Genomic DNA, 15344 nt, shown 5'->3' on the forward strand with positions numbered 1-15344 from the left:
CCGCGAGGGGCGCGGCCGCGACTGGACTGAGGAGCGCCCGGAGCGAGGAACGAGCGAGGACGCGACGAGGGCTGTGCTCATGGCGCGCCTCCGGCACGACGACGCGGCCTGAAGGCGCCCCGAGCCGCCGCGCCGGAGGCGCGGCAATACAACACGTGTGGCGGGATGGACCTTGAACCTCCGCTGGCTGTAGCGTTGGTCAGTCCACGCCCAGCCGCGGTCTTGACCTTTGTGCCTGATCAGCGTAAGTTGCGGCATTCGCAGTTTGAGCCAGTCCTAGAGCAAGTCGTGAGAGAGGCCGAGCCGTTCGATGCCCAGCGTCTACTGCACGCAGTGCGGTCATGCCAACCCCGAGGATGCCCGTTTCTGTTCACGATGCGGTTCGCCGCTGAGCGCTCCGGCGCCCGTCGCAGCCGACACGACCTCGACGATCTCACTTGAGGCGCTTGAGGCGGAGACGGGCCAGACGCTGCTGCCGGACAGGGCCGCGGTCGAGCAGTTGCCGCCCGGCACGGCTCTGCTGGTGGTCATGCGGGGCCCGAACGCGGGGAGTCGTTTTCTGCTCGACAGCGACCTCACTACGGCGGGTCGCCACCCGGAAAGCGACATTTTCCTGGACGATGTGACGGTGTCCAGGAGGCACGTGGAGTTCTACCGGCGCGGCGGCCAGTTCACCGTGCGTGATGTGGGCAGCCTCAACGGCACCTACGTCAACCGGGAGCGCATCGAGGAGTCCCCGTTGCAGGGCGGCGACGAGGTGCAGATCGGCAAGTTCCGGCTGGTGTTCCTCACGCGTGGTCCCGGAGGGCTGTGATCGGTGAGGAGGAGGAGTCATGAGCGCGCAGGCCGTACGGGCGTTCATGAGCATCGGGGAGGTGCTCGCCCTGCTGCAGGGCGAGTTCCCGGACGTGACCGTCTCCAAGATCCGGTTTCTGGAGGGTGAGGGGCTGATCGAGCCCCAGCGGAGCCCGTCGGGGTACCGCAAGTTCACCTTCAACGACGTCGAGCGCCTGCGGTACATCCTGCGTGCGCAGCGTGACCAGTACCTGCCGCTCCGCGTGATCAAGGATCAGCTGGACGAGCAGGCGGCCCGTCCGCACGCCGTGTCCGACGGCGCCCCGCCCGTGCGTCTCAGCCGGGAGGAGCTCATCGAGGCCGCAGGCATCGACGAGGAGACCCTGGCCGAGATGGAGAGCTTCGGCCTGGTCGCCCCCGTGGCGCGCCGCTACGACGGCGAGGCGCTGGAGGTCGCGCGCAGCGTGGGGGCGCTGGCGCGGTTCGGCCTGCAGGCGCGGCACCTGAGGGCGATCCGCGCCGCGGTGGAGCGGGAGGCCGGTCTCATCGAGCAGGCGGTGGCCCCGCTGCTGCGGCGCAAGGCGCCGGGGGCGATCGCGGAGGCGGACGAGACCGCCCGGGAGATCTCCGGACTTCTCCAGGAACTTCACAATGCGTTACTGCGTGGGAGTGTTCGCGGCGTTCTGGGGCGGTGACCGGCACATCCGCACCTCCGTGGGTGTTACGTTGAATGCCTGGTGATATGCCGCGACGCTTGAGACGGAGCCGCCCGTGTTGCAGATGGAGGTCGTGGGGGTTCGCGTTGAGATGCCCACCAACCAGCCGATCGTTCTCCTGAAGGAGACGAGCGGTGATCGGTACCTGCCGATCTGGATAGGCATGACCGAGGCGACCGCTATCGCGTTGGCGCAGGCGGAGGAGCCGCCGCCCCGGCCGCTGACCCACGACTTGTTCCGTGACGTTCTTGAGGCCTTGGGGGTGCGGTTGCGCACCGTCAACATCGTCGCGCTCCGCGATGGAATCTTCTTCGCCGATCTGGTCTTCTCCAACGGCGTGGAGGTCAGCGCCCGTCCTTCGGACTCGATCGCGCTGGCGTTGCGTACGGGCGCGACGATCTACGCGAGTGAGGACGTGATCCAGGAGGCGGGCGTGAGCATGCCCGACGACCAGGAAGACGAAGTGGAAAAGTTCCGCGAGTTCCTGGACAAAATCACACCGGAAGACTTCGGCCGGGCGGGCTGACGTGCCGGACGATTTCGGGAGATTACGCTTCACGACGCGCCGGACGGGGTCGTTGACTGACGATGGCCCCGGTCCTACGGTGCAAGGGAAACCACGGTTGTAATTCACGAACCCCCAGATCAGACCGTGGGATGAGAGAAAGCCGGAGGTCCGCAGTGGCGGTCAGCAGCGGCGAGGGTAAGTCGGCCGGCCAGCACGACCCGGTTCGGCAGGCGGCGCGTGAGCGCGCCGGCGAACAGGGTCTGCTGTTCGACGAGCAGCCGACGGCGCTGCCTCAGGGCATCGGATACCGCGGGCCCACGGCGTGCGCGGCGGCCGGGATCACCTACCGGCAACTCGACTACTGGGCCCGGACCGAACTGGTGCTCCCGACGATAAGGGCCGCCCAGGGATCCGGGTCCCAGCGACTGTACAGCTTCCGCGACATCCTCGTCCTGAAGGTCGTCAAACGTCTTCTGGACACGGGGGTCTCCCTCCAGCAGATACGCACCGCCGTACGGCATTTGCGCGACCGGGGCGTCAACGACCTGGCCCAGATCACTTTGATGAGCGACGGCGTGAGCGTCTACGAGTGCACGAGCGCCGACGAGGTGATCGACCTGCTGCAGGGTGGCCAGGGCGTGTTCGGCATCGCGCTCGGGCGGGTGTGGCGGGAGGTCGAGGGATCGCTGGCCGAGCTTCCGGGCGAGCGCGCGGAGGCCGCTCCGGATGCGGAGGGGGACCATCCCTCGGACGAGCTGGCCCGCCGGAGAAAGGCCCGCAGGACCGGCTGAGATCATTCCGCAGGGGTGGGAGTGATGCCTGATATCGGGTAGCCGGTAGAGTGGGACACGGCCGACGACCTCGTGCGGGAGAGACCCCTGGCCTTCAGGGGCGCCGAAGGAGCAAACCTCCCCGGAATCTCTCAGGCATCCGTACCGCACGGACGAGGCGACTCTGAAAAGCAGGCCCGCCGGCCAGGCGGCGCCTCACCGAAGGGGAAAGCCGGGCTCGACGGCCCGGTGAAGCTCTCAGGTCCGATGACAGAGGGGGAGACCGCTTCACGACCGGCCGCGCCACGCAGGGCGCCGGACGGTCGCCGCAGGTCTCGACCCGCCCAGGAGGCCCCTGTCATGACCGATCGGTCCACGCTTCGCGATCTTTCCGCTCCGCCCTTCGCCACCCGTCATATCGGCCCCTCCGAGGCCGGCCGCGCCCGGATGCTGGAGGCCGTCGGCTACGAGTCGGTGGCCGACCTGCTCGCGGTGGCCGTGCCCGAGGCCATCCGCACGCGCGGCCCGCTGAACCTGCCCGAGGCGGTGGGGGAGGCCGAGGCTCTGGCCGAGCTGCGCGCCCTCGCCGGCCGCAACCGGGTGCTGACCCCGATGATCGGCCTCGGGTACCACGACACGATCACCCCGGGTGTCGTTCTCCGCAACGTGATGGAGAACCCCGGCTGGTACACCGCGTACACGCCCTACCAGCCGGAGATCTCGCAGGGCCGGCTGGAGGCGCTGCTGAACTTCCAGACGGTCGTGTCGGACCTCACCGGCCTCGACGTCGCCGGCGCGTCCCTGCTCGACGAGGCGACGGCCGCGGCCGAGGCGATGACGCTGGCCCGGCGGGCGAGCAAGGTGAAGACCGACGTGTTCGTGGTGGACGCCGACGCGCTGCCGCAGACCAAGGCCGTGCTGGCGACCCGCGCCGAGCCGCTCGGCATCACGCTGGTGGAGTCCGACCTCGCCGGCGAGCTGCCCGAGTGCTTCGGAGTCCTCGTCCAGTATCCGGGCGCGAGCGGCCGGGTGGCATCCTTCCGCGCGGTCGCCGAGCGGGCGCACGCCCAGGGGGCGCTGCTGGTGGCCGCGGCCGACCTGCTGGCGCTGACCCTGCTGGAGACTCCGGGCGAGCAGGGCGCCGACATCGCCGTCGGCTCCTCCCAGCGCTTCGGTGTCCCGCTGGGCTACGGCGGCCCCCACGCCGCGTACATGGCCGTCCGCGAGGGCCTGCAGCGGCAGATGCCGGGCCGCCTGGTCGGCGTCTCGGTGGACGCCGACGGCCGCACGGCCTACCGGCTGGCCCTGCAGACCCGCGAGCAGCACATCCGGCGGGAGAAGGCCACCAGCAACATCTGCACCGCGCAGGTGCTGCTCGCCGTCATGGCGTCGATGTACGCCGTTTACCACGGCCCGGAGGGCCTCAGGAGGATCGCCCAGCGGGTGCACCGCCACGCGGCCGTCCTGGCCGCGGGGCTGCGCGAGGGCGGCGTGGAGGTCGTCCACGACGAGTTCTTCGACACCGTGCTCGCCCGGGTGCCCGGGCGGGCCGCTCAGGTCGTGGCCGCCGCCGCGGAGCGGGGCGTGAACCTGCGCCTGGCCGACGACGACCACGTCGGGGTCGCCTGCGACGAGAAGACCACCACGGACCACCTGCGGGCGGTCTGGGCGGCGTTCGGCGCGCCCGAACTCGTGGTCGAGGACCTCGATCGGGTGACCTCCGACGCGCTCCCGGCCGACCTGCAGCGGACCTCGGACTTCCTCACCCACCCGGTGTTCCACTCCCACCGGTCCGAGACGGCGATGCTGCGCTACCTGCGGCGGCTGCAGGACAAGGACATCGCGCTCGACCGCTCGATGATCCCGCTGGGCTCCTGCACGATGAAGCTCAACGCGACCACAGAGATGGAGCCGGTCACCTGGCCGGAGTTCGCCTCGATCCACCCGTTCGCCCCGGCGGAGCAGGCCGAGGGATACGCCGAGCTGATCGCGACGCTGGAGGGCTGGCTGGCCGAGGTCACCGGCTACGACCGGGTGTCGATCCAGCCGAACGCGGGCTCCCAGGGCGAGTTCGCCGGACTGCTGGCGATCAGGTCCTACCACCGCTCCAGGGGCGAGGACGGCCGCGACGTGTGCCTCATCCCGTCCTCCGCGCACGGCACCAACGCCGCCAGCGCCGTCATGGCGGGCATGCGGGTGGTCGTGGTGGCCTGCGACGAGAACGGCAACGTCGACGTCGCCGACCTCGCCGCCAAGATCGACAAGCACCGCGACGCGCTCGCCGCGATCATGGTGACCTACCCGTCCACCCACGGGGTGTACGAGGAGACGATCGTCGAGATCTGCGAGCGGGTACACGAGGCCGGCGGGCAGGTCTACGTGGACGGGGCCAACCTCAACGCGCTGGTGGGCCTGGCGAAGCTGGGCGAGTTCGGCGCGGACGTCTCCCACCTGAACCTGCACAAGACCTTCTGCATCCCGCACGGCGGCGGTGGTCCCGGCGTCGGCCCGGTGGCGGTCAAGGCGCACCTCGCCGAGCACCTGCCGGCGCACGTGTCCGCCGCGCCGTACGGCTCGGCGGGCATCCTGCCGATCTCCTGGGCGTACGTCAGGATGATGGGCGCCGACGGGCTGCGACAGGCCACCGAGCAGGCGATCCTGTCGGCCAACTACCTGGCCCGGCGGCTGGCGCCGCACTATCCGGTGCTGTACACCGGCAGGGACGGCCTGGTCGCCCACGAGTGCATCGTCGACCTGCGCCAGATCACCAAGGAGACCGGCGTCACGGTGGACGACGTGGCCAAGCGGCTGATCGACTACGGCTTCCACGCGCCCACGATGTCGTTCCCCGTCGCCGGGACGCTCATGATCGAGCCGACGGAGAGCGAGGACCTGGCCGAACTCGACCGCTTCGTCGACGCGATGATCGCCGTCCGGGACGAGATCGCCAAGGTGGCGTCGGGAGAGTACGACAAGACCGACAACCCGCTCCGCAACGCCCCGCACACGGCCGAGTGCCTCACCGCCGACGAGTGGACCCACCCGTACTCGCGGGCGGTGGCCGCCTACCCGGTGCCCGGCCTGCGGGACGACAAGTACTGGTCGCCGGTGCGCCGCATCGACCAGGCGTACGGCGACCGCAACCTCGTCTGCTCCTGCCCGCCCCTGGAGGCGTACGAGGACTGATCAGTTGGGTATGTCGGCCCCGCCCGGCGGCCGGTCTCGTTAAGATCGCGGTGATCGTTCCTCATCACCTGCGACCATGCGAGGCCCCCTGTATGACGGCCATCGATTCCGGGCGGCGGTCCGACCGGCTCGACCACGCGCGCCGGCTCGCCGAAAGCGGCGACCTCGACGGCGCGGCCGCGATCTTCGCGGAACTCGCCGCGGACGAGGACGCGCCGGACCGGGGCGAGGCCGGCGAGGGCCTGTCCGTCGTGGTCGAGCGGATGGCCGAGCGGCTGCTGGAGGACGGCGAACCCGAGCGGGCCGCCGACGTCCTGCTTGAGGCGCTGTCGGTCAGCGCGGTGGCCGACCCGGCGCGCCTGCGGGTGCTGCTCGGCATGGCGCACCTGGAGATGGCGTGTGCGCAGTTCGCCGGGGCGGTGGAGGACAGCCGCGAGGAGGGGGCCGACGCGGGCACCGGCGCGCTCGCGATCGAACTGCTGGCCCGCACGCTGCCGCTGCGGGGCCGCGACGCCGACGCGGAGACCGTGTGGCGCTACGGCCTCGACCATCCCGACCCCGCGCTCGCCGAGCAGGTGCTGCTGCGCCTGGGCCGGGACGTCCGCCCCCCGATGGAGGCCGGCGCGGCCGGCTGAGGGCGCTCAGCCGGGTGTCAGCGCTGGGAGCGTCGGCTGACGGCGTAGGCGAAGTTGACCGCGATGATCCCGCCCCAGGCGAGGAGCAGGCCCGCGGGGCCCGCGTTCCCCACCGCGATCCCGGTCAGCGGGATGCCCAGGGCCAGCGACCCCATGGCCACGCCCACGGCACTGTCCTTCTGCTTGACCAGCGGTCCGGGCGGCTGGTGACGTAGCTGGCCCGCCACCTCGTTGCGTATCCGCGCGGCGATCTCGACGTCGAGCTTGTCGAGGAACGAGTCGACCAGTGCGTCCTCGTACTCAGGGCCGAGGTCGCGGCGGGCCGCCATGACGGCGCGCAGGTCCTCGCGGGTCGAGGCGGCCGCCGGCGGCGGAGGGACGGGGCGCCCGGTCGCGGGCGGCGGCTGCTGCGATGCGATGTCCGTCACCATGACATTCTGGCCCCTTTCGCGGAGGGCTGCCATCCTCCGATCGGAGGGTCGCCTGCTCCTGCTCCGGTCGGACCCGCTACCGTCGCCGCATGGAGATCGAGACTCCGCACGGCCGCGCCCTGGCCGAGGTGGACGAGGCGGCCGATCCCCGGCTGCTGCTGGTCCTGACCCACGGGTCCGGGGGAGGAGTGGACGCCCCCGACCTGCTCGCCGTGCGGGACGCGGTGCTGGCGATCGGGGGGACCGTCGCGCGGGTGACCCAGCCCTTCCGGCTGCGCGGCGCGCGGGCGCCGGGGTCGGCGGTCAAGCAGGACGAGGCGTGGCTGTCGATCGTCGCCGAGCTCCGCGAGCGCCACCCGGGCCTGCCGCTCGTACAGGGCGGGCGGAGCAACGGCGCGCGGGTCGCCTGCCGCACCGCGAGCGCCGCCGGGGCCGAGGCGGTGGTGGCGCTCGCGTTCCCGCTTCATCCGCCGGGCAAGCCGGAACGGTCGCGGGCGGAAGAGCTGCGGCAGGCCGGGACCCCCGTGCTCGTGGTCAACGGGGATCGGGATCCGTTCGGCGTGCCGGACGAGAAGGACGCCGCACGTCTCGTGGTCCTCCCGGGGGAGGGGCACGAGTTCAAGAAGGACCCCGCCCGGGTGGGCGAGGTGGTGGCGCGGTGGCTGCTTTCGCCTAGGCCGCGCTGATGGCCATGTCGGTGGGGCGGTGCGGGGCGATGACGCCGCCGTCGGGCAGCAGCTCGCCGGTGTCCTCGAACAGCACGACGCCGTTGCAGAGCAGGCTCCAGCCTTGCTCGGGGTGACAGGCTATCGTGCGGGCGGCTTCTCGGTCCTTTGCATCCGCGCTGGGACAGTCCGGTTCATGAGGGCACATCGCCGGGGCTCCGTGTCTTTATCGTTCGCTCGTTTTTGTCTTCCTGGTGTCCGTGGGGTATGACGCACACCACACTGGACTACACCAGTTTGCGGCTCGGCCGCATCCGTACGACATAGTCAGTTCGGAGCATTTCCGCCGGTCGGGCAGGGGACCCGGCCGCACCCCGAGCAGGCTCACGCACACTGATGTGACCTAGTACACAAGAATGCCCCATTGGAGGCAACGGTCCGGCCTCGACACGCCGACGGCCGGGTAACCGAGAGATCACAGATTCCGGTCACCGAACACGGCCGATGCGGCCGGCCCGGAAATCTCCGGCTCTTAGCCGCCGAGGCCCGCGATCAGCGCGTCGAGGCCGTGCTCGAAGTCGCGCTCGCCCTCGGAGGTGCGCGCGTCGCGCACCTCGGCGTCCGGATCGGCCCACCCCGACTGCTGGACCTCCACCGCCACGCTGCCGAAGACGTAGGCACGCAGCGCGCGGACCGCTCCGGCCGGGTCGCCCGCCCCCGACTCGCGCAACTGCTCGGTCTGCTCCGTGATCGCGATGAGGGCCGACCCCTTCGGCGGCTTGGTCAGGGCCAGCGACAGCACGCCCGGGTGCTCGAGCAGCGCGGCACGGCTCGCGCGGGCCCAGGCGCGCGCCCTGTCCTGCCAAGTGGTGGCGGCGGCCGGATCGACCTCCACGGTCGTCACGTGCTCGGCGAGGGCGTCCATCAGCGCCTCCTTGCCCCGCGGCAGGTGGTGGTAGATCGCCATGGCCTCCACCTGGAGGGCGTCGCCGAGACGCCGCATGGTCAGCCGGCGCAGGCCCTGGCCGTCGGCGATGTGCAGGGCGGCGTCGATGATCCGCTCACGGGACAGGGGGACGGGTGGTCGCTTGGCAGGCACGGCGATCATGCTGCCATATCGACCCTTACTTCGTAAAGGGTGGCGCACCCTGCGGTGCGGGCCCCCGCGCGGAGCGCGTACGCTACCGACTGCGACGCGAGTTCGATTGCGCACGTTCGATTGCGCGAGTCCGATACCGAAGGGGCTGACGATGGCGTTTTTCCGTCCGCGGGTGAGCCGGGAGGCGGAGGTCCGCTACCACGCGGATCTGGAGATCCGGAAGGACTTCGACCACGTGCTGGAGAAGGTCCGGGTGGCGCAGCGGCGGTTCCAGGAGGCGAAGGCGGCGGGCGCGCCGCTCCCCGAGCTCCGTGAGGCGGCCCTGGGCCTCGACGCCGCCCTGACCGAGGCGCTGCGCGCCGCGGAGGCGGGCCAGCGCGCCACTTTCGGCGTGAAGTCCTACGACAGCAGGATCTCCCGGCGCAAGGCGAAGGCCACCCCCGACGGCGCCCTGTGGACCGACGAGGTGAACCGCCTGCGCACGCTGCGCGAGGCGCACCGCCTCAGCGGCATCCCCCGGGTGCCCCGCGCCTCCAAGACGGGCGACCCCGCCCGCCTGACCCCGCGCGACGTGCGCAAGGGCCTGGCCGCCGCAGGCCGCTGAGCGCAGGCAGCAGTACGGCCCGCACCCCTGGGGGTGCGGGCCGTACGAATATCTGAATCAGCCGGCCCGAATCTCAGCCGGTCCGAGTCTCAGCTGGCCCAGTCGAGCAGGGGGCGGGTGTTGCTCGGGTGGCGCAGCTTGGACAGCGACTCCTTCTCAAGCTGGCGGATCCGCTCCCGGGTCAGGCCCAGGTGCTTGCCGATCTCGTCCAGCGTGTGCGGCTTGCCGTCGGCCAGGCCGAAGCGCAGGCTCATGATCTTCGCCTCACGCGGCGACAGGTTGCTCAGCACGCCCTTGAGCTGCTCGGCCAGCAGTTGCCGGTCCACGACCTCGGACGCCTCGGGGGAGTCGACGTCCTCGATGAGGTCGCCGATGCGCGTCTCGCCGTCCTCGCCGATGGTCGAGTCGAGGCTGATCGGCTGCCGGCTGGTGCGCAGCAGCTCCTCGATCTGGTCCGGGGTCTTGTCCAGCTCGACGGCCAGCTCCTCCGGAGTGGGCTCCCGGCCGAGCCGCTGGTGCATGTCACGCTCGACGCGCGACAGCTTCGACAGCATCTCCAGCACGTGGACGGGCAGCCGGATCGTCCGGGCCGAGTCGGCGAAGCCGCGCTGGATGGCCTGCCGGATCCACCACATGGCGTACGTCGAGAACTTGTAGCCCTTGGTGTAGTCGAACTTCTCGACGGCGCGGATCAGGCCGAGGTTGCCCTCCTGCACGACGTCGAGCAGGGCCATGCCGCGATCGGTGTACTTCTTGGCCACGGAGACGACCAGGCGGAGGTTGGCCTCCAGCATGTGGTCCTTGGCCCGCCTGCCGTCCTCGATGACCCACTCCAGGTCCTCACGCACGTGCGGGGGCAGGTGCTCGCCGCTCTCGACGGCGGTCTCCAGCTTGTACTCGGCGTACAGCCCGGCCTCGATGCGCTTGGCCAGCTCCACCTCCTGGGCGGCGGTGAGCAGGGTGCGGCGCCCGATGGACTTCAGGTAGGTGTGGACCGAGTCGCCCATGACCGAGGAGGTGTCGTCGAGGTCGAGCGTCTCGCTGTCCTCCGCCTCGGCCTCGTCGGCCTGCAGCTCCTCGTCGTACGGCTCCTCGTCGGCGGCCTTGGCCGTCTTCTTCGCGGCGCTCCTGGCGGCCGGCCCGTTCTTGGCGGCCTGCGCCGCGGCCTGGGCGGCCCGGCGGGACTTCCTGGCCGGCGCCTTGGCGGGGGTCCGCGCCCCCGTCTCGGCTGCCGCCTCGGTCTGCGCGCCCGGCTCGTTCTGCGTGCCGTTGTCGGCGGCCAGGTTCACGCCCGCCTCGGTGAGCTCGCGCAGGATCGAGCGGCCCTCGACGGGGCTGACGCCGGCCTTCGCGAAGGCCTCGCGCAGCTCCGACAGGGAAAGGCGACCCTGTGCACGGCCTCGCTCCAGGAGCAGGTCGAGCGTCGTCGGGGTCGCCTCGCGCTCGGGCGAGTCCGCCACGGCGGTCCGGGGCATGAGGACACCTCCTCCTTGCGGAGTTCATGGTTGGTTCGAGGTTCTGATGCTTGCGATCGGGGCGCGGCGTCCGGCAGCTCTGCGCACCAGTATCAATAACGCTCTCGCGCCCGGTTTGTTCCCTCACCCCGCGGGGGACGCCGTCGGACTCGCCCCGGGCGGGCCGGTCAGTCGGGGATGATGCTGACGCTGACCTGGGGCACCGGCATGGGATTCGCGTCCTGCATGCGGTCGCGGGTCCAGTAGTCGGCGACCCCGTCCGGGTCGTCCGTGAGCTCCTTCAGCACCACGTCGGGGTCGGCCTCGGGAGTGGACCGCGGCCCGGTGAGGTCGCCGTCGCCGGGATCGTCGGGGGAGACCTCGACCGATCCCCCGTGACCGCCCGCCGCCGGGCCGAGCTTGGCGGCGGGGGCGTCGCCCACCTTCGCGACGTCGTCCAGGCGGCCCGCGAAGGCGGCGGCCGTGACCGACGCCCCGCCCACGATGACGACGCCGACGAGCACGGCGGAGGCCATCATCTTGTGGGCCGGCGTGAAGCGGATCGGTTGCATGCGGCGTCCCCTTCCCCCTGCTCTTACAGACGCACGAAGGTCATCCGCGGTTCCGGTTCTTGAGTTCGACCATATCGGGTTTGCCGTTCGGCAGGAGCGGTATCTGGGACACCAGCTCGACGGCGCGCGGCGCGGCGTAGGCGGGCAGCCGCTCCTTGGCGAAGGCCCTCAGCTCGCCGAGCGTGACCTCGCCGCCATCGCGGGGGACCACGACGGCGACCACGATCTCGCCCCACTCGGGGTCGGGCCTGCCCACCACCACGACGTCGCGTACGGCCGGGTGCCCGGCCAGGACCTCGGCGACCGAGCCGGCCACGACCTTGCGGCCGCCGGTGTTGATCACGTCGTCGGCCCGGCCCAGCACGGTGAGCCGTCCGTCCTCGATCGAGCCCAGGTCGGAGGTGACGAACCAGCCGCCCTCGAAGGGCCGCTCCTCGCGCAGGCGGTAACCCGAGAACAGCACAGGGCCCGCGATCCGCACCCGCCCGTCGCCGCCGATCTTGACCTCGACCCCGTCGAGCGGCACCCCGTCGTACACGCACCCGCCGCTCGTCTCGCTGGAGCCGTACGTGGTGACGATCCTGGCCCCCGCCGCGCGGGCCTCGGCCAGCAGGCTCGGAGGGGCGGCGGCCCCGCCGAGCAGGATCGTGCCGAAGGCCGCGACGTCCGCCCCCGCGTCCAGCATCCGCCGCAACTGGGTGGGGACCAGCGAGACGTGGTCCGCCCCGCTCGCGGCGACCTCGTCGGGGGAGAAGCGCGCGTGGACGATCGGCTCGGTGCCGCACAGCAGCGACCGGACGAGCACCTGCGCGCCGGAGATGTGCGACGGCGGCAGGCAGCACAGCCAGCGGTCGCCCTCGCGGGCGCCGAGCCTGGACAGCGAGGCGCGGGCCGAGGCGAGCAGCGCCTCGGCCGTCAGCTCCACCCCCTTCGGGACGCCGGTGGAGCCGGAGGTCGCGATGATCAGCGCGGCGTCGGACGGCGCGCCGTCCGGCTCGCGCCGCACGCCGTCGGCGGTCACGACGTGGGTGGGGCGCAGCGCGGCGAGCGTCGCCTCGAGCGCGGGCCGCGGCAGGTCGGGCGAAAGCGGCAGCACGGTGGGCCCGTCGCCGGTCAGGGCCTGCCGTACGGCCTCGGACAGGGCGGGCCCCGGAGGCAGGACGAGAGCGTGCACGGGTCGCTGTCCTGGGTGGTGTCCGGGATGGCTGAGCACGGTCGTAAGGTTAGTCCCGGCGCGGTGGCCGGAGGCGACCGCCTGGTTGGCGACGACGAAGGAGCGGGTGTGACGAGCGGGGTCGACTGGAAGCGGTCGGGCGAGTACGAGGACATCATCTACGAGACCGCGGAGGGGATGGCGAAGATCACGATCAACCGCCCCGAGCGGCACAACGCCTTCCGGCCCACGACCTTGTTCGAGCTCCGCGAGGCCTTCAACCGCGCCCAGGAGGACACCGAGGTCGGTGTGATCATCTTCACCGGCGCCGGGGACAAGGCGTTCTGCTCCGGCGGCGACCAGAAGATCCGCGGCGACGACGGCTACGTGGACGACAAGACCCACGGCATCGGCCGGCTCAACGTCCTGGACCTGCAGGTGCAGATCCGCCGCTGCCCCAAGCCGGTCATCGCCATGGTGGCGGGCTACGCCATCGGCGGCGGCCACGTGCTGCACGTCTGCTGCGACCTGACGATCGCCGCCGACAACGCAAGGTTCGGCCAGACCGGCCCCAAGGTGGGCTCGTTCGACGGAGGGTACGGCTCCTGGCTGCTCGCCGAGACCGTGGGCCTCAAGCGGGCCCGCGAGATCTGGTACCTGTGCCGCCAGTACGACGCCCAGACCGCGCTCCAGTGGGGCCTGGTCAACGCGGTGGTGCCGCTGGAGCGCCTTGAGGAGGAGACCGTCCAGTGGGCCCGCGAGCTGCTGGAGAAGTCGCCCCTCGCGCTGCGCATGCTGAAGGGCGCGCTCAACGCGGTGACCGACGGCGCGGCCGGCATGCAGCAGTTCGCCGGCGACGCGACGCTCATCTACTACATGAGCGAGGAGGCCCAGGAGGGCCGCGACGCGTTCAAGGAGAAGCGCAAGCCGGACTTCTCGAAGTTCCCCCGCCGCCCGTAGACGGCCGCGTGATGACGGCGGCCTCTCCGTTTTGCCGTACGCTTGCGGCTGCGGGAACAGGAGGAGACGGGCGGGTGGACAGGAACCGGGCCGACCGGGGCGTTCTGGGGGCGCGGCGGTGAACCCGGCGACCGCCCTCTCGACCGTCCTGATCGACGAACTGGTGCGCTGCGGGGTCACCGACGTGGTGCTCGCCCCGGGCTCCCGGTCCGCGCCGCTGGCGCTCGCCGCGCACGCCGAGTCGCGGGTGCGGCTGCACGTGCGCGTCGACGAGCGGTCGGCCTCGTACGTCGCTCTCGGCCTGGCCAAGCGGTCCGAGCGGCCGGTGGCCCTGATCTGCACCTCGGGCACGGCGGCGGCCAACTTCCACCCCGCCGTGATCGAGGCGTCCGAGTCGGGCGTCCCGCTGCTCCTGCTGACCGCCGACCGGCCGCCCGAGCTGCGCGGCACCGGCGCCAACCAGACGATCGACCAGGTCAAGCTGTACGGCTCTGCCGTGCGTTGGTTCGCCGAGGTCGGCGTGCCCGAGGAGCGGCCGGGCCAGGTGGCCTACTGGCGGTCGCTGGTGTCCCGGGCCTGCCAGCGCGCCGCCGGGCCGCCGGACCCCGGGCCCGTCCACCTCAACGTCGCCTTCCGCGAGCCGCTGATTCCCGACGGGGACGCGAGCTGGTGCGAGCCGCTGGACGGCGACGCCTCCGGCGCGTGGTTCCGGGCGCGGGTCGCGCCGCCCTCCGCCGCCCTGCACATCCCGCCGACCCGGCGCGGGGTGCTGGTCGTCGGCGACGGCGCCGCCAACGTGCGGCGATACGTCGCCGCCGCGGGCATGGCGGGCTGGCCCGTGCTGTCGGAGCCCAACGGCGGCGGCCGGTACGGCGACCACGCGATCTCGACCTACCACTTCCTGCTGGGCGACCAGGAGTGGGCCGACGCCCACCGGCCCGATGTCGTGGTCACCCTCGGCCGCCCCGGGCTTTCGCGCCCGCTGCTGTCGTGGCTGCGCCGGGCCGAGGAGCACATCGTGGTCGCCCCCGACCTGACCCGGTGGCCCGACCCGACCCGCTCGGCGACGCAGGTGGCCCAGGCCGTGGAGATCCCGATCGCGGCCGGCGGGGACGCCTGGCTGCGCGCCTGGCGGCACGCCGACCACGTGGCCCGCGAGGCGATCGACGCGGTTCTCGACTCCTCGGGGCTGACCGAGCCGCGGCTGGCCAGGGACCTCGTCGAGGTGCTGCCCAACGGCTCGCTGCTGTTCTGCGGTTCGTCCATGCCGATCCGCGACCTCGACCAGGCCATGCGCCCCCGGCGGGGGCTGCGGCTGATGGCCAACCGGGGCGCGTCGGGCATCGACGGCCTGGTCTCCACCGCCGTCGGGGCGGCGCTCGCCCACAACGGCCCGGCGTACGCGCTGATCGGCGACCTCACGCTGCTGCACGACCAGAACGGCCTGATCCTCGGCCCGCGCGAGCCCCGGCCCGACCTGTGCCTCATGGTGGTGAACAACGACGGCGGCGGGATCTTCTCGCTGCTGCCGCAGGCCGCGCTGGAGGAGCCGTTCGAGCGGGTCTTCGGCACTCCCCACGGGGTGGATCTCGGCTATCTGGCGGCCGCGAGCGGCCTGCCGTACGCGCTGGTCGAGGACCCGGAGGAGTTGTCCAGGGCGATCAAGGGGGACGGCCTGCGCATCGTGGAGGCGCGCACCGACCGGGTGAGCAACGCGGCCGTCCACGCCGCGATGCGCGACGCCGTGCGCGTGGCGATGCGCGACTGATCGTCTCCCGGTCGGAGGCGGGGCACGC

16 protein-coding genes and 1 riboswitch are annotated in these 15344 nt (G+C 71.9%); of the genes, 10 read left to right on the plus strand and 6 right to left on the minus strand.

Annotated features, from left to right (window positions below):
- Positions 1–310 precede the first annotated feature (310 nt).
- From HHX35_RS31460 to HHX35_RS31485, 6 genes are all read left to right on the plus strand, one after another.
- On the plus strand, positions 311–814 hold the full coding sequence (locus HHX35_RS31460) for an FHA domain-containing protein (protein ID WP_079313913.1): 504 nt from the start codon (positions 311–313) through the stop codon (positions 812–814).
- Positions 815–833: 19 nt separating this feature from the next.
- On the plus strand, positions 834–1490 hold the full coding sequence (locus tag HHX35_RS31465) for a MerR family transcriptional regulator (RefSeq protein ID WP_182902290.1): 657 nt from the start codon (positions 834–836) through the stop codon (positions 1488–1490).
- Between the two features lie 76 nt (positions 1491–1566).
- Positions 1567–2037 (plus strand): bifunctional nuclease family protein, encoded by a 471-nt coding sequence (locus HHX35_RS31470; RefSeq protein ID WP_139577972.1) that lies wholly within the window; start codon positions 1567–1569, stop codon positions 2035–2037.
- 155 nt (positions 2038–2192) lie between these two features.
- A complete protein-coding gene (locus tag HHX35_RS31475; protein WP_240809230.1) occupies positions 2193–2810 on the plus strand; it encodes a MerR family transcriptional regulator in 618 nt (205 codons plus the stop codon).
- Between the two features lie 65 nt (positions 2811–2875).
- A riboswitch (glycine riboswitch) is annotated at positions 2876–2967 on the plus strand.
- A gap of 182 nt (positions 2968–3149) precedes the next feature.
- The gene (gene gcvP / locus HHX35_RS31480) at positions 3150–5975 is read left to right on the plus strand and encodes an aminomethyl-transferring glycine dehydrogenase (RefSeq protein WP_182902291.1); all 2826 of its coding nucleotides are present in this window, start codon (positions 3150–3152) and stop codon (positions 5973–5975) included.
- Between the two features lie 92 nt (positions 5976–6067).
- Positions 6068–6610, plus strand: coding sequence for a hypothetical protein (locus HHX35_RS31485; RefSeq protein ID WP_182902292.1), 543 nt, complete (start codon positions 6068–6070; stop codon positions 6608–6610).
- 17 nt (positions 6611–6627) lie between these two features.
- Here the strand turns inward: HHX35_RS31485 and HHX35_RS31490 are convergent, their stop codons facing one another.
- Entirely contained in the window at positions 6628–7041 is a 414-nt protein-coding gene (locus HHX35_RS31490; protein ID WP_182902293.1) for a hypothetical protein, read from the minus strand.
- An 89-nt stretch (positions 7042–7130) separates the two neighbouring features.
- Here HHX35_RS31490 and HHX35_RS31495 point away from each other — a divergent pair, with 89 nt between their 5' ends.
- Positions 7131–7727 carry an alpha/beta family hydrolase gene (locus tag HHX35_RS31495; protein ID WP_139577977.1) on the plus strand — a complete coding sequence of 199 codons (597 nt, stop codon included), beginning with the start codon at positions 7131–7133 and terminating at the stop codon, positions 7725–7727.
- Here the strand turns inward: HHX35_RS31495 and HHX35_RS31500 are convergent.
- On the minus strand, positions 7714–7914 hold the full coding sequence (locus HHX35_RS31500; protein WP_182902294.1) for a DUF5999 family protein: 201 nt from the start codon (positions 7912–7914) through the stop codon (positions 7714–7716). The genes HHX35_RS31495 and HHX35_RS31500 overlap by 14 nt on opposite strands.
- Positions 7915–8238: 324 nt before the next feature.
- Positions 8239–8814, minus strand: a complete 576-nt coding sequence (locus tag HHX35_RS31505; RefSeq protein ID WP_220506111.1) for a TetR/AcrR family transcriptional regulator C-terminal domain-containing protein — start codon at positions 8812–8814, stop codon at positions 8239–8241.
- 142 nt (positions 8815–8956) lie between these two features.
- Here HHX35_RS31505 and HHX35_RS31510 point away from each other — a divergent pair, with 142 nt between their 5' ends.
- Positions 8957–9409, plus strand: a complete 453-nt coding sequence (locus HHX35_RS31510; RefSeq protein ID WP_259405570.1) for a hypothetical protein — start codon at positions 8957–8959, stop codon at positions 9407–9409.
- 89 nt (positions 9410–9498) lie between these two features.
- On the opposite strand, the gene HHX35_RS31515 is transcribed toward HHX35_RS31510, so the two are convergent.
- From HHX35_RS31515 to HHX35_RS31525, 3 genes are all read right to left on the minus strand, one after another.
- Positions 9499–10884: an RNA polymerase sigma factor gene (locus HHX35_RS31515; RefSeq protein ID WP_182902296.1), complete on the minus strand. Its 1386-nt coding sequence runs from the start codon at positions 10882–10884 to the stop codon at positions 9499–9501.
- 167 nt (positions 10885–11051) lie between these two features.
- Positions 11052–11435 (minus strand): hypothetical protein, encoded by a 384-nt coding sequence (locus HHX35_RS31520; RefSeq protein WP_182902297.1) that lies wholly within the window; start codon positions 11433–11435, stop codon positions 11052–11054.
- Between the two features lie 40 nt (positions 11436–11475).
- Positions 11476–12609: an AMP-binding protein gene (locus tag HHX35_RS31525; RefSeq protein ID WP_182902298.1), complete on the minus strand. Its 1134-nt coding sequence runs from the start codon at positions 12607–12609 to the stop codon at positions 11476–11478.
- Between the two features lie 108 nt (positions 12610–12717).
- Here HHX35_RS31525 and menB point away from each other — a divergent pair, with 108 nt between their 5' ends.
- Both menB and menD read left to right on the plus strand, forming a co-directional pair.
- Positions 12718–13548 (plus strand): 1,4-dihydroxy-2-naphthoyl-CoA synthase, encoded by an 831-nt coding sequence (menB, locus tag HHX35_RS31530; protein WP_079313902.1) that lies wholly within the window; start codon positions 12718–12720, stop codon positions 13546–13548.
- A 118-nt stretch (positions 13549–13666) separates the two neighbouring features.
- Entirely contained in the window at positions 13667–15316 is a 1650-nt protein-coding gene (menD, locus tag HHX35_RS31535) for a 2-succinyl-5-enolpyruvyl-6-hydroxy-3-cyclohexene-1-carboxylic-acid synthase (protein WP_182902299.1), read from the plus strand.
- Positions 15317–15344 lie beyond the last annotated feature (28 nt).

Source organism: Microbispora sp. H10830, from assembly GCF_014161375.1.
GTDB classification, from domain to species: Bacteria; Actinomycetota; Actinomycetes; order Streptosporangiales; family Streptosporangiaceae; genus Microbispora; species Microbispora catharanthi.

Bases quoted from the DNA above. Each gene is read 5' to 3' on its own strand.
- HHX35_RS31460 (WP_079313913.1), top strand. From the start codon at position 311: ATGCCCAGCGTCTACTGCACGCAGTGCGGTCATGCCAACCCCGAGGAT.
- HHX35_RS31465 (WP_182902290.1), top strand. From the start codon at position 834: ATGAGCGCGCAGGCCGTACGGGCGTTCATGAGCATCGGGGAGGTGCTC.
- gcvP (WP_182902291.1), top strand. From the start codon at position 3,150: ATGACCGATCGGTCCACGCTTCGCGATCTTTCCGCTCCGCCCTTCGCC.
- HHX35_RS31485 (WP_182902292.1), top strand. From the start codon at position 6,068: ATGACGGCCATCGATTCCGGGCGGCGGTCCGACCGGCTCGACCACGCG.
- HHX35_RS31490 (WP_182902293.1), bottom strand. From the start codon at position 7,041: ATGGTGACGGACATCGCATCGCAGCAGCCGCCGCCCGCGACCGGGCGC.
- HHX35_RS31495 (WP_139577977.1), top strand. From the start codon at position 7,131: ATGGAGATCGAGACTCCGCACGGCCGCGCCCTGGCCGAGGTGGACGAG.
- HHX35_RS31500 (WP_182902294.1), bottom strand. From the start codon at position 7,914: ATGTGCCCTCATGAACCGGACTGTCCCAGCGCGGATGCAAAGGACCGA.
- HHX35_RS31505 (WP_220506111.1), bottom strand. From the start codon at position 8,814: ATGATCGCCGTGCCTGCCAAGCGACCACCCGTCCCCCTGTCCCGTGAG.
- HHX35_RS31510 (WP_259405570.1), top strand. From the start codon at position 8,957: ATGGCGTTTTTCCGTCCGCGGGTGAGCCGGGAGGCGGAGGTCCGCTAC.
- HHX35_RS31515 (WP_182902296.1), bottom strand. From the start codon at position 10,884: ATGCCCCGGACCGCCGTGGCGGACTCGCCCGAGCGCGAGGCGACCCCG.
- HHX35_RS31520 (WP_182902297.1), bottom strand. From the start codon at position 11,435: ATGCAACCGATCCGCTTCACGCCGGCCCACAAGATGATGGCCTCCGCC.